The 23829-nt window shown below is 44.1% G+C and carries 24 protein-coding genes and 3 pseudogenes; 23 read left to right on the top strand and 4 right to left on the bottom strand.

The window, feature by feature from the left end; all coding sequences use genetic code 11:
• Positions 1–92: 92 nt before the first annotated feature.
• The 12 genes and pseudogenes from AC6ESP_RS21595 to AC6ESP_RS21540 form a co-directional block, all read left to right on the top strand.
• Positions 93–311 (top strand): annotated as a pseudogene (locus AC6ESP_RS21595) (sigma-70 family RNA polymerase sigma factor); the annotation flags it as partial.
• 387 nt (positions 312–698) lie between these two features.
• Complete coding sequence (bioA, locus tag AC6ESP_RS21590; RefSeq protein ID WP_497098867.1) at positions 699–2057, top strand: adenosylmethionine--8-amino-7-oxononanoate transaminase; 1359 nt, start codon at positions 699–701, stop codon at positions 2055–2057.
• Between the two features lie 5 nt (positions 2058–2062).
• Positions 2063–2779: a dethiobiotin synthase gene (gene bioD, locus AC6ESP_RS21585; RefSeq protein ID WP_497098812.1), complete on the top strand. Its 717-nt coding sequence runs from the start codon at positions 2063–2065 to the stop codon at positions 2777–2779.
• A gap of 12 nt (positions 2780–2791) precedes the next feature.
• Entirely contained in the window at positions 2792–3790 is a 999-nt protein-coding gene (gene bioB, locus AC6ESP_RS21580; RefSeq protein ID WP_497098811.1) for a biotin synthase BioB, read from the top strand.
• Positions 3791–3825: 35 nt separating this feature from the next.
• On the top strand, positions 3826–5004 hold the full coding sequence (bioF, locus tag AC6ESP_RS21575) for an 8-amino-7-oxononanoate synthase (protein ID WP_497098810.1): 1179 nt from the start codon (positions 3826–3828) through the stop codon (positions 5002–5004).
• The gene (locus AC6ESP_RS21570) at positions 5001–5801 is read left to right on the top strand and encodes an alpha/beta fold hydrolase (RefSeq protein WP_497098809.1); all 801 of its coding nucleotides are present in this window, start codon (positions 5001–5003) and stop codon (positions 5799–5801) included. Before bioF ends, AC6ESP_RS21570 begins: the two co-directional genes overlap by 4 nt.
• Entirely contained in the window at positions 5782–6642 is an 861-nt protein-coding gene (gene bioC, locus AC6ESP_RS21565) for a malonyl-ACP O-methyltransferase BioC (RefSeq protein WP_497098808.1), read from the top strand. The genes AC6ESP_RS21570 and bioC overlap by 20 nt, the downstream gene beginning before the upstream one ends.
• A gap of 180 nt (positions 6643–6822) precedes the next feature.
• Positions 6823–7032: a small acid-soluble spore protein Tlp gene (gene tlp / locus AC6ESP_RS21560; protein WP_497098807.1), complete on the top strand. Its 210-nt coding sequence runs from the start codon at positions 6823–6825 to the stop codon at positions 7030–7032.
• A gap of 337 nt (positions 7033–7369) precedes the next feature.
• Positions 7370–8293 (top strand): sulfate adenylyltransferase subunit CysD, encoded by a 924-nt coding sequence (cysD, locus tag AC6ESP_RS21555; RefSeq protein ID WP_497098806.1) that lies wholly within the window; start codon positions 7370–7372, stop codon positions 8291–8293.
• 1 nt (position 8294) lies between these two features.
• Positions 8295–9974: a GTP-binding protein gene (locus tag AC6ESP_RS21550; protein ID WP_497098805.1), complete on the top strand. Its 1680-nt coding sequence runs from the start codon at positions 8295–8297 to the stop codon at positions 9972–9974.
• A gap of 395 nt (positions 9975–10369) precedes the next feature.
• Entirely contained in the window at positions 10370–10555 is a 186-nt protein-coding gene (locus AC6ESP_RS21545; protein WP_497098871.1) for a hypothetical protein, read from the top strand.
• Positions 10536–10628 (top strand): annotated as a pseudogene (locus AC6ESP_RS21540) (sigma factor); the annotation flags it as partial. The gene AC6ESP_RS21545 and the pseudogene AC6ESP_RS21540, both read left to right, overlap by 20 nt.
• Positions 10629–10790: 162 nt before the next feature.
• On the opposite strand, the gene AC6ESP_RS21535 reads toward AC6ESP_RS21540, so the two are convergent.
• The gene (locus AC6ESP_RS21535; RefSeq protein ID WP_497098804.1) at positions 10791–11354 is read right to left on the bottom strand and encodes a GbsR/MarR family transcriptional regulator; all 564 of its coding nucleotides are present in this window, start codon (positions 11352–11354) and stop codon (positions 10791–10793) included.
• A 212-nt stretch (positions 11355–11566) separates the two neighbouring features.
• Between AC6ESP_RS21535 and AC6ESP_RS21530 the strand changes: the two genes are divergently transcribed.
• Genes AC6ESP_RS21530 through AC6ESP_RS21505 form a run of 6 tightly spaced genes read left to right on the top strand, consistent with a single transcriptional unit; the run spans position 11567 to position 16692 of the window.
• Positions 11567–12448, top strand: coding sequence for a carbohydrate ABC transporter permease (locus AC6ESP_RS21530; RefSeq protein WP_497098803.1), 882 nt, complete (start codon positions 11567–11569; stop codon positions 12446–12448).
• Between the two features lie 16 nt (positions 12449–12464).
• Positions 12465–13307, top strand: coding sequence for a carbohydrate ABC transporter permease (locus AC6ESP_RS21525; RefSeq protein ID WP_497098802.1), 843 nt, complete (start codon positions 12465–12467; stop codon positions 13305–13307).
• Positions 13308–13348: 41 nt separating this feature from the next.
• The gene (locus AC6ESP_RS21520; protein ID WP_497098801.1) at positions 13349–14686 is read left to right on the top strand and encodes an extracellular solute-binding protein; all 1338 of its coding nucleotides are present in this window, start codon (positions 13349–13351) and stop codon (positions 14684–14686) included.
• A 10-nt stretch (positions 14687–14696) separates the two neighbouring features.
• On the top strand, positions 14697–15473 hold the full coding sequence (locus AC6ESP_RS21515; RefSeq protein ID WP_497098800.1) for an HAD family hydrolase: 777 nt from the start codon (positions 14697–14699) through the stop codon (positions 15471–15473).
• A 2-nt stretch (positions 15474–15475) separates the two neighbouring features.
• Positions 15476–15817, top strand: a complete 342-nt coding sequence (locus AC6ESP_RS21510) for a DMT family transporter (protein ID WP_497098799.1) — start codon at positions 15476–15478, stop codon at positions 15815–15817.
• A 38-nt stretch (positions 15818–15855) separates the two neighbouring features.
• Positions 15856–16692, top strand: coding sequence for a metallophosphoesterase family protein (locus tag AC6ESP_RS21505; RefSeq protein ID WP_497098798.1), 837 nt, complete (start codon positions 15856–15858; stop codon positions 16690–16692).
• A gap of 161 nt (positions 16693–16853) precedes the next feature.
• Here the strand turns inward: AC6ESP_RS21505 and AC6ESP_RS21500 are convergent, their stop codons facing one another.
• Positions 16854–17411: a TetR/AcrR family transcriptional regulator gene (locus tag AC6ESP_RS21500; protein WP_497098797.1), complete on the bottom strand. Its 558-nt coding sequence runs from the start codon at positions 17409–17411 to the stop codon at positions 16854–16856.
• A 186-nt stretch (positions 17412–17597) separates the two neighbouring features.
• Here AC6ESP_RS21500 and AC6ESP_RS21495 point away from each other — a divergent pair, with 186 nt between their 5' ends.
• The 4 genes from AC6ESP_RS21495 (at position 17598) to AC6ESP_RS21480 (ending at position 20750) form a co-directional block, all read left to right on the top strand.
• Positions 17598–18647: an NAD(P)-dependent alcohol dehydrogenase gene (locus AC6ESP_RS21495; RefSeq protein ID WP_497098796.1), complete on the top strand. Its 1050-nt coding sequence runs from the start codon at positions 17598–17600 to the stop codon at positions 18645–18647.
• 97 nt (positions 18648–18744) lie between these two features.
• Positions 18745–19038 (top strand): SDR family NAD(P)-dependent oxidoreductase, encoded by a 294-nt coding sequence (locus AC6ESP_RS21490; protein WP_497098795.1) that lies wholly within the window; start codon positions 18745–18747, stop codon positions 19036–19038.
• Positions 19035–20195: an MFS transporter gene (locus tag AC6ESP_RS21485; protein WP_497098794.1), complete on the top strand. Its 1161-nt coding sequence runs from the start codon at positions 19035–19037 to the stop codon at positions 20193–20195. Before AC6ESP_RS21490 ends, AC6ESP_RS21485 begins: the two co-directional genes overlap by 4 nt.
• A gap of 48 nt (positions 20196–20243) precedes the next feature.
• Positions 20244–20750, top strand: a complete 507-nt coding sequence (locus tag AC6ESP_RS21480; protein WP_497098793.1) for a cyclophilin-like fold protein — start codon at positions 20244–20246, stop codon at positions 20748–20750.
• Between the two features lie 75 nt (positions 20751–20825).
• Here AC6ESP_RS21480 and spoVB read toward each other — a convergent pair whose 3' ends face one another.
• Complete coding sequence (gene spoVB / locus AC6ESP_RS21475; protein ID WP_497098792.1) at positions 20826–22376, bottom strand: stage V sporulation protein B; 1551 nt, start codon at positions 22374–22376, stop codon at positions 20826–20828.
• A 413-nt stretch (positions 22377–22789) separates the two neighbouring features.
• Positions 22790–23305 (bottom strand): RNase H family protein, encoded by a 516-nt coding sequence (locus tag AC6ESP_RS21470; protein WP_497098791.1) that lies wholly within the window; start codon positions 23303–23305, stop codon positions 22790–22792.
• Between the two features lie 114 nt (positions 23306–23419).
• On the opposite strand from AC6ESP_RS21470, the pseudogene AC6ESP_RS21465 reads away from it, so the two are divergent.
• A pseudogene (locus AC6ESP_RS21465) lies at positions 23420–23644 on the top strand (RNA 2'-phosphotransferase); the annotation flags it as partial.
• Positions 23645–23829: the final 185 nt, after the last annotated feature.

Genomic DNA, 23829 nt, shown 5'->3' with positions numbered 1-23829 from the left:
AGGTAAGGAATTTACGGATGCAAGATATGTAAATGGGCGAATTGTGTTCGAGGTTGGAAGTGGGGAGTATAACGTATCGATCCCAAGTTTAATTGAAAATCGAGAAGAGCTAGATTTATAAAAATCTTGATATATTGGATGACAGTGAGAAGGAAGTTGTTATTGGAAGGTTCGGCCTGGAGCATGGCGGGGATGAGCGGACGCAGCGGGAGATTGCGAAGGAGCTTGGGATCTCGCGGAGCTATGTGTCGCGGATCGAGAAGCGGGCGCTTATGAAGCTGTATCATGAGTTTTATAAGGCGAAGCGGTAGGGAAGAGTGGGGTTCAAATTTTTAGCATACATGTGGAGTGCTGTGTGTCACTTGTGAGGATGCTTTAAATAAGTAGCTCATTTACCTGATTTATTATTAAGCTTAAGCAGAGATAGTGCTTGAGCTTTTTCTATTTTTCTCAGATTTAACTGATAGAACTCAAACCACATTAGGGAGTGGTTTTTTTATTGTTTTGGCAGAGTCCTATTATAGACTTTGCCTCTAATTCTACCGCTCGAAGAACGCAAATTCACTTTCGCGTTGGAAGGATATCTTTACAGGAAGATTTATGTCTGATAAACTGACCACACCTATTGTTAACCAAAAATAAATATAAAAGGTTAACAATTAAGCGTATCAAACTAAAGGTGGTAATATCTTGTGACAATGCTGACTTATGAACGGCTATCTGCCATCAATAAGCAATATTTATGGCATCCTTTTACTCAAATGAAAGACTACAATAACTCCGATCCTCTAATTATTGAACGCGGTGAAGGTATCAAATTATATGACGTTAATGGGCGTGATTATTATGATGGCTTTTCCTCGGTGTGGCTTAACGTCCATGGTCACAACGTCCCTGAGCTAAATCAAGCGATCATAGATCAATTAGGACGAATTGCACATTCTACTCTTCTTGGTATGGCTAATGTGCCTGCCATTGAACTTGCAGAGAAATTGGTAGAGATTTCTCCCGAAGGGTTAAATAAAGTGTTTTACTCTGATTCTGGAGCAACGGGTGTTGAAATTGCGATCAAAATGGCGTTTCAATACTGGAAAAACCAAGGACAGGAGAGTAAAACGAAGTTTATTACGATGAATCAAGCGTATCATGGAGATACAATTGGAGCGGTTAGCGTAGGTGCGATTCCACTGTATCATAACGCGTTTCGCCCCATGCTCTTTCCTTCGTATGTCATTCCATATCCTTATGCCTACCGCTATGATGGCGTTGAAGAGGAAGCAAAGGAAGCTACGCTAATGGCATTGCGTCAATTGCTAGAGACAAGCGCGGATGAAATAGCAGCTCTCATTGTAGAGCCGATTGTTCAAGGGGCTAGTGGCATCATTATTATGCCAGAAGGCTTTTTACAAGAGATGGCAGCACTTTGCCGTAAGTATGGTGTACTGTTCATTGCGGATGAGGTGGCAACAGGTTTTGGGCGGACAGGTGCTATGTTTGCTTGCGATCTTGAAGAGGTATCACCTGATTTGCTTGTTATCGGAAAAGGCCTTACAGGCGGATATTTGCCCGTGGCAGCGACGCTTGCGACAGACGAGGTGTACAACGCATTTTATGCAGATTACGAAGAGCAAAAAACATTTTTCCATGGTCACTCCTTCACAGGTAATCCGCTTGGCTGTGCCGTTGCTTTGGCTAGCTTGAAGCTGTTCGAAGAGCGTAACATCATTGAAGAAGTACGATCAAAGGCATCATTCGTAGAACAAAAGCTTGCAGTTTTACATAATTTCCTACATGTCGGTGACATAAGGCAAAAGGGACTGATGATTGGAATTGAGCTTGTACGCGATAAGGTTACTCGTGAACCGTATGATTGGTCCGAACGAATCGGTGTTCGGGTAACCCAAAAGGCCAGAGAGCTTGGAATGCTTACGAGACCGCTAGGCAATGTTGTCGTATTCATCCCTCCACTAGCTAGTACAGAGGCCGAGCTTGATACTATGACGGATATTTTGATGGAGGCCATTCTCAGCGTCACTGAAGGAGAATCCATCCTATGAGGTCGATGCGTGGATTATTTGTGGTCGGGACAGACACTGGCGTTGGCAAAACCATTGTAACTGCGGCGCTTACCGCGGCTCTTCGCGCCGATAATAGGAATGTCGGTATTTGGAAGCCTGTGCAGTCTGGTGAGCTACTAGGTAGCGGAGCTACCGACGCTGAGCGTCTACTACGATACAGCGGACTAAATGAGCAGCCGGAGGCGGTAGCGACATTCACATTCGAAGCCCCGCTTACGCCAATGCTCGCAGCCAAACAAGCGGGTGTGACCTTAACATTATTGGGGCTAGCAGCTGCTGGCGAAGACTTATTACATCGTTACGAATCGCTGCTTATCGAAGGGGCTGGGGGCGTAGCAGTGCCACTAACCGATGATTTTCTAATGGTGGATTTGATAAAAGAGCTTCGGATTCCGGCTTTGATTGTAGCTCGTTCGGGTCTCGGAACGATTAATCACACGCTACTTACGATGTCCTTTTTACGGGAAAATGGGGTTCCGATTCAAGGTTTTATTTTAAACGATGGACAATCAATTGACAGGTCTGACGACCCGAGTGTGGCAACCAATGCTGCGTTAATTGAACGTTATAGCGGCATCAAGTTCCTCGGGCATTTCCCCTACTTGAAGGACGAAATAAATACAGCATCACTGATCCATGTGGTTCGAGAACAGATTGAATTGGAAACGATCGCGTGCGCACTAACCATTCAAACAAATTGAGGGATGAGCGAAATGACAATAATTAAATCGAAAATAGAGTGGTCGTTACTTGCTGAGAAAGCGCTAATGGGTCAATGTTTAACGGTTGAAGAAGGGTTAGCTGTTCTTGAATCAGATAACGATGACATATTGTCCTTGATGCACGCTGCTTTTCAAGTCAGACAACACTTTTACGGCAAAAAAGTGAAACTGAACATGATCATTAATGCAAAAAGTGGACATTGCCCCGAAGATTGTGGTTACTGCTCACAGTCCATCATATCAACGGCGTCCGTTAAAAAATACACCCTGCTCGACAAAGAAACACTTCTTGCAGGAGCACGTGAGGCTATGGCACGCGAAGCAGGGACCTACTGTATTGTAGCCTCGGGGAAAGGCCCAACAGAAAATGAGCTGGAACAAGTGATAAATGCGGTTGAAGAAATACGTGCAACGATGCCGCTGAAAATATGCGCATGTCTCGGAATTTTAAAGGACGGTCAAGCCGAACGTTTAGCAGCAGCAGGTGTACACCGTTACAACCACAACTTGAATACAAGTAAAGATAATTACTCGTCTATTACGACTACGCATACCTATGAACAGCGTGTTGAAACCGTGAAAAAGGTAAAAGCATTTGGTATGTCCCCCTGCTCTGGTGTAATTATCGGTATGGGTGAAAGTAATCAGGAAATAGTTGAGATGGCTTATGCGCTCCGTGAGCTCGATGCGGATTCGATTCCGATTAATTTTTTGAATGCTATTCCTGGAACCCCTTTGGAGAAAGCAGGACGCACCCCCGCTCTGAAAGGCCTTAAGGTACTGGCATTGTTTAGGTTTATCTGTCCGTCAAAAGAGATTCGTGTTGCAGGAGGGCGCGAAGTTAGTCTCCGTACATTACAGCCATTGTCGCTATATGCTGCCAACTCACTCTTTGTAGGGGATTATTTAACGACTACAGGTCAAGATATATCATCTGATCATCAAATTATTGAGGATTTGGGTTTCGAGATTGAGTTAAATGCTCTTTAAAATGTATATGAACGCCCTTTAAGGTGGTACGGATGATGAACTGGATGGAAAAAGAACTTGAGATATTACATGACGCTTCGCTAGAGCGCTTTTTACGTGATAGCGCCCCAGCTCCGCAATGTCCTGGTTATACGGTGAGAGGAGGACGCTTGCTGCTCAATCTGGCCTCAAATGACTACCTTGGACTAGCTCAACATCCTGCTATTATTGAATCAATGTGCGAAACGCTTCTTACAGAAGGAAGCGGAGCAGGTGCGTCACGTCTTGTAACAGGCAATCGCTTGCCTTATAGAGGTCTTGAAGAAGAGCTGTCACATTGGCAGACGAGTGAAGCGGCTCTTGTTTTTGCAAATGGATATATGGCTAACTCTGGTGTTATTAGCGCGCTTGTAGGTCGTAATGATGTGGTTTTCAGCGACCAGTTAAATCATGCGAGTATTGTTGACGGTATTGTATTGAGCCGCGCAGAGCATGCTCGGTACCGACATAATGATATGGAGCATTTGGAGGCTTTGCTCAATAAGCATCGTGATAAAAGGCGCAAGCTGATTGTTACGGATGCCGTCTTCTCAATGGATGGCGATGTAGCTCCCTTAGTTAAGCTGGCTACGCTCAAACGTAAATACGGAACGATGCTGATGGTGGACGAAGCGCACAGCGGGGGGATTTACGGAAAACAAGGTCAGGGACTGTGCTTTGAACTCGGTCTGCAGCATGAGGTGGATGTACATATGGGAACATTCAGTAAATCGTTTGGTGTATATGGTGCATATGTGTGCGGTAGTCGTACATTAATTCGCTGGCTAATTAACAAGGCTAGACCGCTCATGTATTCGACGGCGTTACCACCTTCCTTGATAACGGGGATATCAACATCACTCGCCTTAGTCCAAGCTGATCATTGGCGCCGCGAACGACTCTTCTCGTTAAGCAGAATGTTTCGATCCTCGCTGCTTAATGCTGGTTTTAATGTCGGTAGGGGCGAGTCTCCTATTGTACCGGTGATTGTTAGTGATAATGAAGAGGCCCTTCGTTTCAGTCAAGCACTTGAATGGAAAGGGATAGAAGCGGTAGCCATCCGGCCACCTACGGTTCCTGATGGTACAGCACGAATTCGCTTCTCTTTAACAGCTGCTCATAATGATAAGGAACTGGTCAATGCGCTCGAGATAATCTGTACAATTGGACATCAATTAGGAGTGATTCGTTCATGAATGCAATGGAAAACATTCCAGTGGACATGGAGAGTGCATCATCGAGTGGTGTTATTTTGTGGCTGACTGGATGGAGCATGCCGGATACTGTTTTTGATCGGCTTCGCGAGTTACTGCCGGAATACGCTCATGTTTCCGCGGAATATAAGGACGCGGAATATCCAGAGAATATGCTTCATATTACGGAAATCGCAGTTAAGAAGATCCGATTTGCAGATGAGGCAGGTGGCAGCATTATACGGTTTAAAGGACCGATACTGATCGCAGGCTGGTCACTGGGGAGTTTGTTGGCGCTGAGACTAGCGGCTAATAGTTACGTTGATGGTCTTGTGTTATTTGGTGCAACAGCTCGTTTCACTCGTTCCAAAGAAGAAGGTCTCCTCGGCTTATCAGATGCCTACGTTCGGCAGATGATCAGAGGAATCTCAAAGGATCAGCCTGCTGTTGAAACGAAATTCAGACGGTTCATGTTTACGGATATAGAATGGGAGAGCGGTCTTGCTACAAGCCTTCCCCCAATCGGTAGTTGGACAGCCCCAGCACTAATTTCAGGCCTTCAGATTTTACGAAACTTGGAATGCATGTCTAGATTGCCGAGTATTACCAGTCCTGTGCTTCTTGTCCACGGGACTGAGGATAAAATTTGTTCTTATAATGCTGTTTTGGAGCTAAAGGATCAGCTGCCTCAAGCAAAGTTAGTTACAATACACGCTTGCGGGCATATGCCCTTTTTGGGAAGGGAAGTACACATAGCTGAAGAATTGAGGGGATGGTGGCATGACCAACAACAGAATTAGTGATATTCAACGTCAGTTTAATCGTAGTTCCAATTCATACGATACTCATGCTCATGTTCAACGAACAATGGCTGATCAGCTTGTAAAATCTCTCATAGGATGGAAAAACATAGTTGAGCCTAACATTCTTGAGATCGGTTGTGGCACCGGGTCTCTAACCCAAATGATAGTGAAGGAATGGCCTAGCGCGAAAATTACTGCACTAGATGTTGCACCCAAGATGATTAAAGTAGCTGTGGAACGTGTCCTATCAGCAGATGATCATCTTGGCACCAGAAATAGTACATCGGATCGTATATGTTTTATCAATGCAGATATAGAAAGTTGGGCGGCTGATGCTCCAGCTTCCTCTTACAATATCATCGTCTCGAACGCCTGTTTTCAATGGCTGAGCAATCCGGAGGATACACTCGGACATCTTCAGCAAATGCTGCGACCTGGAGGATTACTGCTATTTTCCACATTCGGTCCGGATACCTTCAATGAGATGCATAGGTCATTTCATGAAGTTTATCGCGCATTCGGAATGGAGACGCAACGTCACGGATTGTCTTTTCATTCGCCACACCAATGGCGGTACATGCTTGAGGATTCAGGATATTCAAATTTCAATTATAAACGTTCTATTCATATGGAAAAATATGCTTCCGCAAGGGATCTTCTTCATTCGGTTAAAGCAATGGGAGCTAGTACTTCAGAAGCCGTAACCATGAAGGGGCAAAGCTTACGACGCCTCTTCACCAACATGTATAAGGAATACGAGGAAAAATTCAGTATTGAGGGAGGAGTTGCTGCCTCATACGATCTACTAATAATTCAATCAAGTAAAATTGTTAATTAAGTAATAGAGTTGGTAAAGTTAAAAATGCTGATGAATCAAGGGTTTTCTCATTGTCGTTTAAGCCCTAAGCTGACAGCGAAGTAAGGCGAGAGAATGGCTCGAAACGCCCTTTCATTACATAACTTCCGCTGATTTCGTTCATTCTAAAGCTTGAATGAAAAAAGACGGGAGGGATGAACGATGGTTAAACCGGATAACCGGGCGGATAACGTAGCTCACTTGCAATCGCATATCGAGAATACGGAGCAAAATTTGCAAGAGGCACACCAGTATCTCGATGAGCATGCTGATGAAATCAGCCCAGCGGAGAAGCAATCCATTGAAGCGAAAAACGAGCGCCGCGAGGCGAGCATTCAGCAATTTGCTTCCGAGCAGCAAGACGAATCCTAAGCGGGGCAGTATTAAGGCTAGGAGAGAGCAGTTCTTCTGAAACGGAGAACTGCTTTTTTTCGTAGCATGCCAGAGGCACGAACTTCTAGCTGGTGAATTGTGGCTTATAAATAGATCGCAGCGAATCTTAGCTTGATATACGTCATCCCAACATTTTTCCTGAAATGGACTTATCTAATCTAATTGTATACGGTTTTGTCATCCATTTTAATGAAAACCAACGCCGCAAAAAAATAAAAGAAATCACTTTATTCCACTTTGCATTAAAGTGAAAATCTGATAGGATATAAGTTATAGTCTATAGATTTAGTAAGGATTAAAGGGAGGCACTTTTTTCATGGACAAATTGATGCTTGATTCCATAGATGCAACGACACATCTGGATCAACTCGAGGCTGAAGCGATTTATATTATTAGAGAAGTAGCGGCGGAATGTGAAAATCCCGTGATGCTGTACTCGATCGGTAAGGATAGCTCCGTGATGCTGCATTTGGCGCTGAAAGCATTTTATCCGGAGAAGCCGCCGTTTCCTTTCATGCATATTGATACAACTTGGAAGTTCAAAGAGATGATTGAATTCCGCGACCGCAAAGCGAAAGAATTCGGAATCAACATGCTTGTTCACTCCAATCAGGAAGGGATTGAGCAAGGGATCAACCCATTCGATCATGGTTCCGCATATACGGATATTATGAAAACCCAAGCCCTGAAGCAAGGCTTGGACATGTACGGATTTACAGCTGCTTTTGGCGGCGGAAGACGTGATGAGGAAAAGTCACGTGCGAAGGAGCGGATTTTCTCATTCCGTAATAAGAATCATGCCTGGGATCCGAAAAATCAGCGGCCAGAAATGTGGAAGCTTTTCAACACAAGAATTAATAAAGGTGAAAGCATCCGCGTATTCCCGATTTCCAACTGGACGGAAAAAGATATCTGGCAATACATTCGCAGAGAGAACATTGATATTGTGCCCCTCTATTTTGCGAAAGAAAGGCCTGTCGTCAATCGCGATGGACAGATCATCATGGCGGATGATGAGCGGATGAAGCTCGAGCCGGGTGAGAAGATTGAAATGCTGAAGATGAGGTTCCGCACATTAGGCTGCTATCCGCTGACTGGCGGCGCCCTGTCAGAGGCGGACACGCTGGATGCTATTATCGAAGAAACACTTGGTGCGGTATCATCCGAACGGACAACAAGGGTTATCGATCAGGAAGAGGCTGGAAGCATGGAAAGACGTAAACGGGAGGGCTATTTCTAAGATGAAGAGTCTGCTTAAATTTATTACTTGTGGAAGTGTGGATGACGGTAAATCCACCTTAATTGGACATATGCTTTATGAGGCTAAGCTTTTGTTCGCTGACCAGGAGAGAGCGCTCGAGCTGGACAGCAGGCTGGGCAGCCGCGGCGGCAAAATTGACTACTCCTTGCTTCTTGACGGGCTGATAGCCGAACGTGAGCAGGGGATTACGATTGATGTGGCTTATCGGTATTTTACGACGGATCACCGTTCGTTCATTGTAGCGGACACGCCGGGGCACGAAGAATATACACGCAACATGGCCGTAGGTGCATCCTTTGCGGATCTTGCCGTTATTCTGGTGGACGCAACCAAAGGGATTATTACTCAAACGAAGCGCCATACCCGGATTTGCGCCCTCATGGGGATTAAGCATCTGGTCTTGGCGGTAAATAAAATGGATTTGGTGGATTTTGATACGAAGAAATTTGATGAAATCAAAGAAGAATTCGCTCGCACCACCACTGAATTCCGGTTTGAAAGCATTCAGGTGATCCCTGTTTCTGCAACAGAAGGGGATAACATTACGAAGAAATCGCCCAATACGCCTTGGTACGAGGGTCTTGCTTTGCTGCCGTATTTGGAGAGTGTTGATGTTCATGCAAGCGACGACGTGAAGCCGTTTATGATGCCCATTCAGCGGGTATGCCGACCGGACCACACATTCCGCGGATTCCAAGGCCAGATTGAAGCCGGCAGCATCGCAGTTGGCGATGAACTGACAACTCTGCCTAGCCGTGAGAAGGCGAAGGTTAAACGAATCTTAGTAACAGACCAAGACAGGAATTCGGCTCATGCCGGACAACCTGTCACTATTCAATTGGATCGGGAAGTCGACGTTTCACGAGGTTGTGTGTTTACGAAGGACAATCAGCTCCAAGAGGCCGACAGCTTTAGTGCCACGATCCTTTGGATGGATGATTCAGTCCTGACGCCGGGCAAAAATGTTCTGGTGAAGGTAGGTACGAAGGTTCTTCCTGGTACTGTGACGGCAATTAATCACAAAATTGATATTAATACAGGCAATACGGTTACAGCCGATCATGTGGTTAAGAATGAAGTGGCTAAATGTGAATTTTCATTGTCGGATGGTATTGTTTTTGATTCGTTTGAAAAAAATAAAAGCATCGGTGGATTTATTCTCATCGATCGTGTAACGAATATGACATCCGCTTGCGGCGTCATTGACGAAGCTCTTCAAAGCTCTGACAGTGCCGACCGGATCGATACGGAAATCACTAGAGATGTTCGTGCCCAGCAAAAAGGACAGCAGCCATTAACGCTTTGGCTTACTGGCTCAGTTTCGGATAACTCGGCTCTTGCGAAGGAAATCGAGAAACGGTTGGTAGCAAGAGGCTATCATACGATGCTAATCGATAACAGCTTAGGAGAATCTGTGCGGCAAATCGCGGGTTATGCGACATTGCTAAACGATGCGGGACTTATTGCATTGGTACCAGCCGGATCTACGAACGACAACGACCAAGCCATTGCGCAAGAAATAATCGGCCAAGCCTTTTTGCCAATCGAGGTTGCTGTGAACAGCTCTTCGATCGAGGAAGCGGCCAATGATGCTGTGAAGCGTATTGTGAAGGCTCTCATTCAAGGTCAGGACAAGAGCAGCCTAGAATGGTTAATATAAAACTGTTCAAGAAGCCGTCCTCCAATAATGGAAGGCGGCTTCTCCTGCAATGCACCTGAAACGCTAGATAGAATTGATGCTAGAATTGAAAACAGATCACTTTGTTTTGATGTGATCTTCGAGAGCAAACAGGCGTATTGTATTTTAGGTGCGTCCTGTTTGAATGTTTAGGAATACGGCTCTGTTTTAACAATCAAGATATGATATACTTCCGATATAAGATAGGGATGGAAGGTGATTCGGAATGAATCGAATACAAGATCTAAGTAAATTCATTAAATTAACTGGAGACAGAGCTAAATTGGACGCCAAAGCAAATGGTACCTACATTGTATACAAAACACGTAAGGGCGAATTTTTGAAGGAGTACAGTAATGGTGAAATAGAGCGAATGCATGAACAAGGCTCTAAACATGAATGACCCAATTGCAACGATGTTTGTTTTCGCCGGTAATAATGGCAGCGGAAAAAGTACAATCCGTAATCTTATCATCGATCGACTTGGTGTAAGTATAAATATTGACCCGGATGCCTTGGCGCGAAGAATCGATAGCGATTTAGGGACAATCGGGCTTAATTAAGGCAATTGATAGCTTCCAAACCAGCAAAGGCACGGAGTTCGCAACATTCGCGGCTCGCTGTATCGAGAATGAAAGGCAAAGCGGTAGGGAAGTGGAGTTTATATATTTAGTCTGATTTCATCTCATAGACAATTGAAATATAATAAAAAATCGCTTCCTAAAGCGGCACTAGTGGCCTGCTTATAAGGAAGCGATTTTTTGTGCGAAATAATTCGGTGTCTTATATCTTGCGAAGCTATTTCAGACGGGGCTGACCTTCTGGAAAATATTCACCAGACCGAAGATTATCGACGAATTGTTGCAGCCACTCATAATATTGACTGGCATGCTTCATTTTGTGCAAATCTTCAATACATTGCGTTCGTTCTTCTTCCTCTGTTGCCTTATCGACAATGATATCTTTATACGGCGTTATGACGGGTTCAATCGCTTCTTTCATAACATCAATCTCACGCTGCAGCTTATCCGCAAAAAAGGTTTGAAACACTTGATAGAAGTCTGTTTCAGCTGCATATAAATCTTTTCTTTCTTCCTTCTCCTTCAGCTTCGTCACCATCCGCGATTCTTGCAGGGATCGAATAGCATAGCTCATATTACTTTTACTCATCCCCATGCTGCTCTGCATTTCTTCCAATGTCATCGGACGATCCTCAAAAAACATTACGCCATATAATTGGCCGAACGTATAATTTACACCGTACAAATCCATCGTTTGGGCAATCGCATCGATTACAGTAGCACGTAATTGATCCCGTTTCGAATGATGCTCTGCAAGCTTATCAAGTGTCGCTTTTCTCATCTTTTTCTTCCTCCATATACCTTGTCGTTTATGTGCATGCATGAGTATGGTTATCTGATATTTACAAATAATTCATTACAATTTTACAGTCTCATAACCTTTATTCATTCATTATAACGTACAATAATTTTTGAACGGACGCCTTAATTAACCGTTTTATAGGTTGATTATAACAAACATACAAAAATAATTGAACAAAAATAGGAGGAAATATGACAAGAACTTCTTTAATAAAAAACGGGAAAGCTTTTCTATTCACGCTTCCCGCACTCATCCCTTTATTGCTATTTTGGTTCATACCTCTTGGATATATTATCTACTTGAGCTTTGTCGAATGGGACTTTATGAATCCTGTCAAAACCTTTGTAGGATTCGATAACTATCGAAATCTATTTCAAAACCCACAATTTTATGAGGCATTGCGAGTGACCATCATTTTCTGTCTGGGATCCGTTATCCCGATCGTCGTCATTGGACTAGCACTTGCTTTATTGTTCCAAAGACAGAAGAGAGGAGCATCGCTGTTTCAAACGTTAATGTTCTCGCCATGGGTTACCCCGACGGTGGCTGTGTCAATCGTATGGTCTTGGATCTATGAGCCGGATATTGGACTAGCTAACTTAGTCTTGAATGGGCTTGGCATTGATTCCATTCGCTGGCTGGAGGACCCGAACTGGGCGCTCGTAGCGGTATTAATTGTAACGATTTGGAAAGCAGCTGGTTGGAGCATGATTTTCTACATGGTTGCTATTCGAAATGTGCCTTCTGATTTTTTAGAGGCAGCCGAACTAGATGGAGCCAACTATTGGAATAAGCTCAAGCATGTTACCTTGCCGCTTATTTCACCAACGTCCTTCTTCCTTATTATGGTTCAATTAATTCAAGCTTTGCAAGCTTATGATCAAATTAATGTTCTTACGCAGGGTGGCCCTGCCGGATCGACTCGAACATTACTTTACATGTACTATCAATCTGCCTTTACTTCCTATCAGATTGGAGAGGCATCCTCTGTTGCTATTACGTTAATTGTAGGTTGTATACTGCTCTCTGGATTATCATTCTATACTTCTCGCAAAATGGTTCATTATAACTAAGGAAGGGGTTGTCACCATGCTCATTACACGAAAAGCAACGCAGTTTACGCGTACCTTGCTGCTAGCTTTGCTCTCTATTGCTACGGCTTTCCCGTTCTTTTGGATGGTCAGCAGTGCACTCAAAACAAATGACGAAATATGGAAGTTTCCACCAACGCTTTGGCCCAGCGATCCACTGTGGCATAACTTCTATGATGCCTGGGCTGCTGCGCCTTTTACACAGTACATATTCAACAGCATTGTTGTCGCATTAGCCATTGTGATTATCCAAATTATTAATTCAGGCATGATGGCATATGCAATCACTCACATGCAGTTTCGATTACAAAACATATTTACAACAGCTATCTTGATCGGCTATATGATCCCTGCTACAGCAACGTATTTGCCGAGCTATCTCATTCTTAATGAGCTTCATTTACTTAATAGCTATGGCGGACTTATTTTCTCCAATTGTGTCAGCGTCTTTTCGATCTTTTTGATCAGGCAAGCATTTTTACAGGTATCACATGAGCTAGTTGAAGCAGGGCAAGTTGATGGAGCGTCTCATTTGCGTATTTTATGGACGATTATCGTTCCGATTACGCGTTCATCATTTGCTGTGCTAGCACTCATTACATTCATAGAACAATACAACAACTATTTTTGGCCCATGTTGATTACAAGTAATCCAAATCTGCAATTAGTATCAGCTGGTCTACGGAGCTTCTTTGTGGAAGGAGGTGCTTACGGACTAAAATGGCCGTTAATTATGGCAGCAAGTGCGATGACGATTGCTCCTCTATTCGTTCTATTTATTTGCACACAGAAAACGATTATTCATAGTGTTAATTTATCAGCAGGAGCAACAAAAGGTTAATAACAATAAACCATAAATGAATGTATATCGGAGGAGAAAATATGTTTAATTGGAAAAACACAACATCTAGCCTGTTACTACTATCGATTGTATTCTTGGCAGCATGTGGATCTACGACGAATGAAGCCGTTAATGAAACCAGTAACGCTAACCAGGCTGCGAATGAGCAGACGACAGCTCCAGTAGAAATTGAATTCTGGTATGGTCTCGGCGGCAAGCTGGGAGAAAATATGCAAACCTTAATTACGAAATTTAATGAGTCTCAAGACGAAGTTATTGTAAAACCTGTTGTACAAGCAGATTACTCTGAAACAAGCACCAAGCTGCAGGCTGCTATTGCGACTAAAAAAGTACCCGCTGCTGTATTGACTTCAAATGTAGACTGGGCACGTAAAGGTTATTTTGAGCCTCTGGACGAATTAATCGCAGCGGATGCTTCATTCAATAAAGAGGATGTTATTGGAACCTTTCTACAGCAAGGGCAAGTAGACGGTTCACAATATTTCTTGCCGATGTACGGTACAACACAAGTTATGTACTACCGAATGGATGCATTCAAAGAACATAATATTGATCCTGCGACGATTACAACCTGGGAAGCACTTGGTGAAGCTGCTGCAGCAATGACAGAGAAGGATGGTTCAAACACCGTGTTCTATGGCTGGGAGCCGATGTGGGGCAATGATAATATGATGGATGCTGTGTTCAGTAAAGGCGGAACAATTTTAAGCGAAGATGGCCAAACCGTAACGATTGATACGGATGAATGGGTTAGCACATGGGATATGTTCCGCAATTGGATCCATGAGGATGGCATTATGCGAATTCATTCTGGCGGTCAAGGCTGGGAATATTGGTATAAAACAATTGATGATGTCATGCAAGGCAAAGCAGCGGGCTACACAGGTTCAAGCGGTGACCAAGGGGACCTTGACTTCACACAGCTAGCAGCAATGGAGCAGCCAGGCTGGGAAGGTATTGGTGTTGGTGCACCGGTTGCAGAAGCGATTATGGCAGGTATTCCAGCAGCTGCAAGTGAAGAGCAGCAGCAAGCAGCTTTCCAATGGTTCTCCTATTTTATGAACGCTGACAATACAGCATTTTGGTCGATGAACACGGGTTACATCGCGGTAAGAGAATCTGCGCTGGAAACAGATGACTTCAAGGCATACGCAGAAAATAACCCACAAAGTACAGTTCCATTGCAGCAGGCTTCACATGCATCTGCACCATTCCTTGATCCAACGGGTGGGAAAATTATAGATGCGCTTAAGATCGCTGCAGATAAAGTGCAAATTTCTAATGTTCCAGCTGCAGAAGCGCTCAAAGAAGCAAAAGAAACAGCGCAACGTGAGCTTGATAAAATAAACACTAAATAGGTGACCGCAAATGGCAGTTCTGCATGTTAATGAAACACGAATCGCGGTAAAAGGAATATTGTTTGACAAGGATGGCACACTAGTTGATTTCCTGTACACTTGGGGATATTGGGTCGAGCTATTGCTCGACCATTTCTCTAAGGGCTTGCAGCGAGAAAGATTGGAGCCGTTAGATTGCGATATCTATTCCTCTCTTGGTGTGACGCATGCAGCTGGTGAAGGGATTACGAGCTATGATCGTCATGGACCGCTTGCAGCAGGCAGTATCCATGATTTGTTGACGATAATAGCCTTTCATGGCTATAAGCAAGGTCTCTCATGGAGCAGGGCATTGCTGCTCTCCAAGCAAAGCTTGCAAGCTGCTAATGAGCAGCTTCAGCAGCAGAAGCGCGTGAAGGCGATGCCGCAGCTTATCCCTTTTCTAGAGCAATGTCGGAAGCATCAGATCAAAATGGCTGTTGTAACCGCTGATGAAAGATCAGCTGCTCAGCAGCAGCTAAGCTGGCTCGAATTAGATCCATATTTTGAGAGTATTATCGGGAATGATTGTGTTCCAAATGGTAAACCGCACCCCGATATGATTGAATTAGCTTGCTCTCGATTACAGCTGCAGCCATCAGAGGTTGTAGTGATCGGAGATACGGATGGAGATATGATGATGGCAGCAGCAGCTGGAACAGCCTGTTCGATTGCAATTGCTGCTGATGAAGCTCTAACGGCTGCCCATTTTCCGAATGCTACTCACGTTATTTATCAATATGAAGGGCTTTCTGTTTCGCTAAGTTAGCTATGAAAGGTTTGTACAACATGGGCTGGATATGGCTTAGTCTTGCCATTCTTTTAGAAGTATCGGGCACGATCTCAATGAAATATTCGAATGGGTTTCAATCTATTGTACCGTCGATCTTCATGTTTCTATTCTATGGAGTGAGCTTTACATGTCTTAATTTTGCACTTCATTATATGAATGTCAGTACCGTATATGCGATATGGTCTGGTGTTGGCATTGTTCTTATAACAATGATCGGCTATATCGTATTCAAAGATCAATTAAACATCTCCTCCATGCTGTGGATTGGTGTAATCATTGTTGGAGTAATTGGTCTTAATATTAGCAATCAAGGGCATTAATGCTTGAAGCTCGAGTGGACTGAAAGGAGCATATCACTATGAATCAACCAACAGAACCGCTGTTTACCTTTCACATTATAACGGACACACATATTACGGATGATCCTGTGCACTTGTATAATATTCATTTTGAAGAGGCGCTGCTTGATATTGCAGAACAAGCACCAGCGAGTAAAGGGATTATGCATATTGGGGATTTGACGGATCATGGTTTTTCTGGGGAATATGAACAATTCCAGTTAATATGGGAAAAGCATAAAGAGAAGCTTCCTCCGCTTTATATGACATCAGGTAATCACGATGTTGGGCTTGGCAATTGGGAGGATAGAATTTCTCGCTTTTTAACTCAGACGAATACGAAGGGTCCTTATCACGATCATTGGATCGAAAACGTTCATTTTATATTTTTGGGTACGGAGGATGGATTAGCCAAGTTTTGCACGCTTTCTAGCAATCAACTGCAATGGCTCGAGCACAAGCTGCAGGAAAATGCTGACGCTAGCCATCCTATATTTGTCTTTCTTCATCAGCCCTTACAGGACACCGTTGCTGGCTCGCTATTACATCAGGATTGGTTCGGTGTGACTGAGGATGAAGAGCTCAAAGCGATATTGATGAAATACCCGCAGGTCATTCTATTTACAGGTCATACACACTGGGAGCTTGGCTCGCCTCATACGTATCACGGGCATCAGCCTGCGATGTTCAATGCAGCATCAGTAGCTTATTTGTGGACGGATGAGGATGAGTATAAAGAAGGCAGTCAAGGCTATTATGTTGAAGTATATGCTGACCATGTCACTGTTCGCGGGCGGGACTTTGCAGCCAAGTCATGGCTAGGCAATGCTTGCTATACGATCTCCTATTCACGTTAATTTGCTTGCTGCAACTTCAACCGCAAATTCGTCAGGCAATTAATGAATAAACCAGCCATTTCTCTAAATGGTTGGTTTATTTTGTTAACGAAAGGCTGCGAATTTGATGTCGGTTGTTTAACTTTATTGAAAACGAGTTGAGATTTTAATATTACATAGACTTATAGGCTTCTCTCTAACAGAGTCCCGACTTGTTTGGCCATAACTTGCGGCGGATACGGAATCCCATTCCTGATCCACCACTCAATTACCCCTACGTATGCCGTGCCAGCATATTGCAGCATAATATCCTCACTTAAATCCATATTTCTGCCGCTTTCTTTGTCAATCTCACCTTTGAATCCTTCCATAAAAGAAGTAAGAAGCCGAGTTCTAAAAGATGAGGGGGCCCCTTTAGCATCTTTGCTTGCTAACATGGTTGAAAAAAATAAATAATTTTCCTCAAAGTATTCAAAATAAGGTACAAGAGCATCGATCCAATCCATCTCGCATGCCCACTTATCCATTTTCTCTAATTCATCGAAGTGTGTTTCTATGAGTTTGTCTAATAAATCGTATTTGTCCTGATAATGAAGATATATAGTTCCGCGGTTTACGTTTGCCCTGTCTGCGATATCCTGAATGGTAATGTCGTCGAAGTTTTTTTCAGACATCAGATCAATAACAGCTTTTTTCAAGGATTCTTGTGTTTTGAGAATTCTCCGATCCATCCTTGGCATTTGAAAATATTCACCTAGCCTCTCGGTTAATTAACATTTTTGAGAACGATGTTGATTTATCAACGTTTAACGTTTTTTTAACCATTGAATCTACGCATCTTAAAATATAATAATAGACATAAGTTGATTAAACAATATGTTTTGTTTAATGACTTCAACCTATTCACTTCATACAGGAGGATGTATATGATTACTACTAGTGCACGTGCTGTATTCAATCCAGAAGGTCCGTTCAAACTGACCACCATAGAGCGCAGGGATCTAAAGCCGCATGATGTCCTCATTGAGATTAAATACGCTGGTATTTGCCACTCTGACATCCATACGGCTCGCGGTGATTGGGGACCGGTAAACTATCCTCTCGTTCCAGGTCACGAAATCGCTGGAATTGTCACCAAGGTTGGTTCCGAAGTCACGAAGTATGCCATCGGCGACCGAGTAGGGGTAGGCTGCATGGTTGACTCCTGCGGGGAGTGCGTTAACTGCCATAAGGGGGAGGAACAATATTGCCTTAGTGGAAATACGGGCACCTATGGAGCCATTGACCGTTACGGGCAATATACGCAGGGTGGCTATTCCACGCACATCGTCGTAACCGAAGACTTCGTGGTTAGAATTCCTGATGGCATGGAGCTTGACGCCGCCGCACCGCTCTTGTGTGCTGGCATCACAACGTACTCGCCGCTGCGTCATTGGGGGGCAGCGCCCGGCAAGAAGGTAGCTGTGGTAGGGCTTGGCGGGCTTGGACACATGGCCGTGAAGATCGCGAATGCAATGGGGGCCGAGGTTACGGTTTTATCGCAATCATTGAAGAAGAAAGAAGACGGTTTGCGGCTTGGCGCGGATCATTATTATGCCACTTGTGATCCGGAGACGTTTAATAAGCTGGCTGGCTCGTTCGATCTCATCGTGAATACCGTGAGCGCAAAAATCGATATTAACGCCTACCTTTCCTTGTTGGCGCTAGACGGTACATTGGTCAACGTCGGTGCGCCAGCTGAACCGTTGCCAGTTCAGGTATTTTCTCTGATCCCTCATCGTCGGTCGTTTGCTGGATCGATGATCGGTGGAATTCGCGAAACGCAGGAAATGCTTGATTTTTGCGCGGAGCACAACATTACTCCTGAGATCGAGGTTATTTCCGCCAATCAGATCGATAAAGCTTGGGAGCGCGTACTTGCTTCAGATGTCCGGTATCGTTTTGTGATCGACATTGACACAATGGTGAATGAATAACATTTATTTTAATGAGGGGCACGCCTACTCCGGCGTGCCTCATTATTTATAGATAATACCTAATCTGAGATGAATAACAGAGAAATGGAGGATTTAGATGTCAAAGAATATGAAAGTCGCGCTTGTTACCGGAAGGAATCGAGGTATTGGATATGAGCTAGTCAAACAGTTGGCTTTGAATGGTTTTAAGGTCATTTTGACAAGTGAAAATCAAGGCGCAGGTGCATATAAGTTGTCTAAACTAGCTGCAGAAATCAAAGGAGATATTAACAGCAATGCGGTCGATCCGGGATGGGTAAGTTCAGATATGGGCGGACCGTCTGCGCCAAGAACACCTAAGCAAGCGGCAGAGTCAATTCTTTGGTTAGCGACGAGTGGATTGGTAACATGAGAACGAATCCAAATAAATGGCTGACATTTATTTTGACAATAGGCGTTTTTGGGTTATTAAATACTGAAATGGGCGTTATTGGGGTATTGCCGTTAATTGCTGATAAGTTTAATGTCAGCATATCCAGCGCTGGGTTGGTCGTCAGCCTCTTTGCACTTGCTGTTGCAATATCCGGTCCAACTATGCCTTTATTGTTGTCGAGTGTAAATCGTAAAACGATAATGTTACTTGTACTGGGTGTTTTTATTCTGGGCAACATTATCTCCGCATTCACATCAAACTTTACAGTACTATTAATTGCGCGTGTCATCCCAGCTATTTTCCATCCGGTTTATGTGTCCTTGGCTTTTACATTAGCTGCTTCATCTGTTAGTAAGGAAGAAGCACCTAAAGCTGTCACAAAAATATTTATTGGAGTATCCGCGGGGATGGTACTTGGTGTGCCGGTCACTAGCGTAATTGCTACTTCAACTTCTCTAGGAACGGCAATGCTATTTTTTGCTCTTGTGAATACTGCAGTATTCATTGCGACACTACTCTTAGTACCGTCAATGCCTGTTCAGGAAAAATTCTCATACGGAGCGCAATTAAGTGTACTGAAAAAGTCAATTACCTGGCATTCTATAGCTGCTGTCATTTTCATGAACGGAGCTGTATTCGGTGTTTATAGTTACCTTTCTGAGTATCTTGAATCCATTACGAAGATAACTTGGAACACAATTAGTCTAATTTTACTGATTTATGGTGGTGCTAATATTATAGGGAATATTCTCGCAGGGAGGCTTCTTACTAAAAATGCTCTTAAGTCTGTAGCAGCTTTTCCTTTCGCGCTGGGCGCAGTGTACATCATGTTGTTTTTCATCGGACATTTGAGCGTACCAACGGCCATCATTATATTGCTTTGGGGAGTATTAGCCGGTATAGGAGCCAACATAAATCAATATTTGATTACGACAGCAGCTTCCGAGGCTCCAGAGTTTGCTAATGGTTTATTTTTAACTGCCGCAAACTTAGGAACAACAATTGGCGCCATAATATGTGGATTATTTATATCAGGAATTGGAATGAAATACGTTGTGTTTGGGGGATTTTTATTTCTGATACTTAGTGTTATGTCAATATTTCTGAGGAACTCCAAGTATAAACCCAGACTTTAAAATGACGATCGAAATAATGGATTAATTTCCGGCGGAGAGGAGAAACCATTGAAAAAATTGTTATCAGTAGCTCTTGCTGTAGCGATTTCCTGCACCCTCAGTGCTTGTGGTGGCAACAAAGAGAAAACCGCAACCAATAGAGAAATGCTGGACAACAATCCGGCAGTTGAGAGCGAGAGTGCAGAAGGTGCGAAGATTCAGTTGACGATCGACAACGAAGTATTCACTGTGGCGATGTATGATAATCCGACAAGCAGGGATTTTTTGGGAAGACTTCCGCTGACGATATCATTCAAAGATTTTGGCGGATTTGAAAAAATGAGCATTTTAGAAGAAGGGCTATCTGTAGAAAATGCGCCGGACGGCAGCACTCCTGCCACCGGGGATTTTGCTTACTATGCACCTTGGAAAGATATTACTATTTTCTATGAAGAATGGAGATATTCCCCTGGACTGATTCAATTAGGTAAAATCGAATCCGACGTGGATAAACTCGCGGAAAAACTGGAAAGTTTGAGTGCTGATTTTACAGTAACAATTGAAAAATCATATTAGACGGCGACAAAATGTACTTGAAAGGGGACAGGCTAACGGAGTTGTCCTCTAATTCATTGCTTTGCAGGAAGTTATTTACCATGGAATCGAAAACCTCTGGAGCGTACCTTTCCAATTCAACGTACCCGTTAATACGATTGTAACCAGATAGAGGAGCAAGGAACAAACGATTGAGGTTATTACGCTCCATATCAGCGGTATGCCTTGGACGATCAGATAGTCATAGGTCCAGCGCCCGCATATCGCCATCAGCATCATACAGATCACAACCTTGATATAAGGACGAATCCCCCAATAAAACCCGATCGAGCCTGAGATTGAAAAGAAGTTTAACAGTGTTTGTACGACAATTCCGATGCCGATGCCGTACGCGATGCCGATAATGCCGAATTGGCTGCCGAACACGAAGATAGAGACAGCTTTGAAAATCGTTGCCGCCACGTAGTTCCACAGTGTAGCCTTCGCACGGCCGAGCCCGAGCAGGATTGCATGCAGCGGTGCGTCGAAATAATGCAAGAAAAACATCGGCGCCAATATTTTCAGCAATAATCCTGCTTCCGGTGCGTTGTAGACAAGCGTCGTAAGTGGAGTTGCCCACTCGAACAGGATGACGGTCGCCGGCGCGCCGATCAGAAGTCCCAAGCTCAGCGCCTGATTCATCCTCTCATGCATAAGCAGACTGTTCTTGTTCGCCGCTGCCTCGCCAATCGCAGGAATGAGAGCGGTGGATAAGGACTGCGTAATAAAGCTTGGCATGAACAACAGTGGAAACACATAGCCGGCCAGCATGCCGAATTGCTTCGTGGCTAACACCGTGCCGATGCCGGCCAGTGCTAGGCTGGATGTAATGAGAAGCGGTTGGAAGGTACTGTATAACGAATGAATAACGCCGTGCCCGGTTGTCGGCAGACCAATCTGCAGCAGCTCTCCAAGCGTGCTTCTTCCTTGCTTCACGTTACTCGCCCATGTCTCGCCCTGTATCTTCGATTCGCCGTACAGCTTGTAGCTTGCCATCAGAAATAAGAGGCTGATCGCTTCGCTGACGACTGATGCAGCCATTGCGCCTGCAGCCGCATACGCGAGGCCGTAAGGCAGCAATAGGTGTACCAACGCAAGGACACAGGCGATTTGCACCGTATGCTCGAGTACATCGGAGGCGGCGATAGTCCTCATCTGCTGCATGCCGCGGAAGTATCCTTTGAGCACCGCGGAGACGGCGACAATCGGCGCGATTGGCGTAATCGCGAGCATCGCATAATAGGCTCGTTGATCGCTCAGCAAGATAGATGCGATCCATTCGGAACCTACGAGTGAAATGGTCGTAAGCGCCACGCTCAAGACGCTGGTGACGGCTAGGGATACGTGCAGGATACGTCTTATTTTCACTCGTTCGCCGCGCGCGTGAGCCTCTGCGACGAGCTTTGAAATGGCCACTGGCAATCCAAGCTCTGTAATCGTAATGACGAGCGGGACGAGCGGATGCGCCATCATCAAGAGGCCGATTCCCTCCGCACCCAGTACGCGAGCAATATACATGCCGCTGATAAATCCGAGAATGCGGTTAATGAAGGCAGCGACAGACAAAACTAGCGTACCTCTCATGAACGATTGCCCGTATTGTGCCATAGCTTGTTTCCTCCTGTACATCGAATACTTACATATGTATTCAACAATTGGAAAAAGCATGCGAACGAGCAGTGTTGATCATGTGTCCCATTGTTTGTCTAGCATGATCAGAGAGCCTAACTTTGAAGAACCTCTGTACGAGAATATCGATAAGCGTAATTTCGTTGTCTTCCTTGTCCGTGCCAAGGTGTCCCGAATCAATAGGATTGAATCGTTAAAAAGTATAGAATAAATCGGTCAGCCCGGTCCTTAATTCCAGAAACCGCGAAAAAAGACCGGAAGCAGCTTTGCCTCCGGTTTAACATTCAATTGTCAAAAATATTTACCTTCAATGTAATTCAATACGAGGTTATTGTATACAGAATTATTTCGCCTTGGAACGAAGTCATCCCATGTCCCGCATTGTCACCGCCTTATGTAAAGGCAGCTTCCCTAGCTGCATTGTGAGCCAGTCTATGCAAGTAGTTGTTGTTCTTATGTTTGCTAATATACTTGATTTGAACGTCAACATCGGGAAACTGACGATTGAGATTAACTAGAGCCGCTAATAGTTCATTTCTTCCTTGCTCACTATGCGGATACGGAAAGCGTTCTTGAGCCATTATACGCGAAATACGGCTGCAATCAGTATATACGACGGCGATTTTCGGTTGATTCTCCAATAATGCTGCTGTAAGAGTTTCCAGACTAAGTATGATTGCCATCATTTCGCCGTAGTTCGAGCCTTGATCCCGTTCGAGTGGCAGCTTCTTGGCTGTTACGTTTACCGTCCGATTATATATCGTGCAACAAGCAGCTCCGTAAGCATGGCGCGAAGTGAAGCCGGCATAATCGCAGTAAAGGAACATCGTTCCTTTATTCACGATATTTTGCCTTAGGCTAGGGCTCGCAAAGGCTTTTTTGATTAGCAGGTCCTTGATTAAATCCATGAGCGCATCTCCTATTCGATCAGGATAAACCTAATGTCTAAAATTTATACATAAGAAGCTGGATAATGAAAACTCTGAATTAATCATTAATTAATTGGTATTTTATTGCTTTGTATGGAGGAGGCGTTGGAACTGGATCTATCAAAATTAAGTAAAGAGGTTTCTTGTGCTTTAAGACATGCCCCTTGGGAATATGAGCTAGAGCTGGATAATGAGGGCTGGGTAAGCATAGAACAACTATTAATGGCGTTACACCTTGCTAAACAATGGGAGTCAGCAACCGAAGATGATTTGAGAAATATGATTGAGGTTTCAGATAAAAAAAGGCATGAGATTGAGAGCCCTGCAAAACGAATACAGTTTCTGTAAAATACAGCCCAATGCCGCGTAGGCATTGGGTTTGTTGTATAATAAAAAAAAAGGAAAAGCGAGTTGAACGACTTTGTTGCATGTAGGTAGACAATTAACCGCATCATTTCATGCGGAGTTATATACACTTGTTCCGGAAAATCACCTCTTACGCA

It is taken from the genome of Paenibacillus xinjiangensis, assembly GCF_059686975.1.
This window is presented reverse-complemented; position numbering and strand designations above follow the sequence as displayed.

Excerpts from the sequence above, each read along its gene's own strand:
- bioD (WP_497098812.1), top strand. The coding sequence starts at position 2,063 with ATGCGTGGATTATTTGTGGTCGGGACAGACACTGGCGTTGGCAAAACC.
- AC6ESP_RS21525 (WP_497098802.1), top strand. The coding sequence starts at position 12,465 with ATGCTCATTACACGAAAAGCAACGCAGTTTACGCGTACCTTGCTGCTA.
- cysD (WP_497098806.1), top strand. The coding sequence starts at position 7,370 with ATGGACAAATTGATGCTTGATTCCATAGATGCAACGACACATCTGGAT.
- AC6ESP_RS21510 (WP_497098799.1), top strand. The coding sequence starts at position 15,476 with ATGAAAGGTTTGTACAACATGGGCTGGATATGGCTTAGTCTTGCCATT.
- bioC (WP_497098808.1), top strand. The coding sequence starts at position 5,782 with ATGACCAACAACAGAATTAGTGATATTCAACGTCAGTTTAATCGTAGT.
- AC6ESP_RS21515 (WP_497098800.1), top strand. The coding sequence starts at position 14,697 with ATGGCAGTTCTGCATGTTAATGAAACACGAATCGCGGTAAAAGGAATA.
- AC6ESP_RS21530 (WP_497098803.1), top strand. The coding sequence starts at position 11,567 with ATGACAAGAACTTCTTTAATAAAAAACGGGAAAGCTTTTCTATTCACG.
- bioF (WP_497098810.1), top strand. The coding sequence starts at position 3,826 with ATGAACTGGATGGAAAAAGAACTTGAGATATTACATGACGCTTCGCTA.
- AC6ESP_RS21550 (WP_497098805.1), top strand. The coding sequence starts at position 8,295 with ATGAAGAGTCTGCTTAAATTTATTACTTGTGGAAGTGTGGATGACGGT.
- AC6ESP_RS21505 (WP_497098798.1), top strand. The coding sequence starts at position 15,856 with ATGAATCAACCAACAGAACCGCTGTTTACCTTTCACATTATAACGGAC.
- AC6ESP_RS21485 (WP_497098794.1), top strand. The coding sequence starts at position 19,035 with ATGAGAACGAATCCAAATAAATGGCTGACATTTATTTTGACAATAGGC.
- AC6ESP_RS21470 (WP_497098791.1), bottom strand. The coding sequence starts at position 23,305 with ATGGATTTAATCAAGGACCTGCTAATCAAAAAAGCCTTTGCGAGCCCT.
- spoVB (WP_497098792.1), bottom strand. The coding sequence starts at position 22,376 with ATGGCACAATACGGGCAATCGTTCATGAGAGGTACGCTAGTTTTGTCT.
- AC6ESP_RS21520 (WP_497098801.1), top strand. The coding sequence starts at position 13,349 with ATGTTTAATTGGAAAAACACAACATCTAGCCTGTTACTACTATCGATT.
- bioB (WP_497098811.1), top strand. The coding sequence starts at position 2,792 with ATGACAATAATTAAATCGAAAATAGAGTGGTCGTTACTTGCTGAGAAA.
- AC6ESP_RS21535 (WP_497098804.1), bottom strand. The coding sequence starts at position 11,354 with ATGAGAAAAGCGACACTTGATAAGCTTGCAGAGCATCATTCGAAACGG.
- AC6ESP_RS21495 (WP_497098796.1), top strand. The coding sequence starts at position 17,598 with ATGATTACTACTAGTGCACGTGCTGTATTCAATCCAGAAGGTCCGTTC.
- AC6ESP_RS21545 (WP_497098871.1), top strand. The coding sequence starts at position 10,370 with ATGAACAAGGCTCTAAACATGAATGACCCAATTGCAACGATGTTTGTT.
- AC6ESP_RS21490 (WP_497098795.1), top strand. The coding sequence starts at position 18,745 with ATGTCAAAGAATATGAAAGTCGCGCTTGTTACCGGAAGGAATCGAGGT.
- bioA (WP_497098867.1), top strand. The coding sequence starts at position 699 with ATGCTGACTTATGAACGGCTATCTGCCATCAATAAGCAATATTTATGG.
- tlp (WP_497098807.1), top strand. The coding sequence starts at position 6,823 with ATGGTTAAACCGGATAACCGGGCGGATAACGTAGCTCACTTGCAATCG.
- AC6ESP_RS21500 (WP_497098797.1), bottom strand. The coding sequence starts at position 17,411 with ATGCCAAGGATGGATCGGAGAATTCTCAAAACACAAGAATCCTTGAAA.
- AC6ESP_RS21570 (WP_497098809.1), top strand. The coding sequence starts at position 5,001 with ATGAATGCAATGGAAAACATTCCAGTGGACATGGAGAGTGCATCATCG.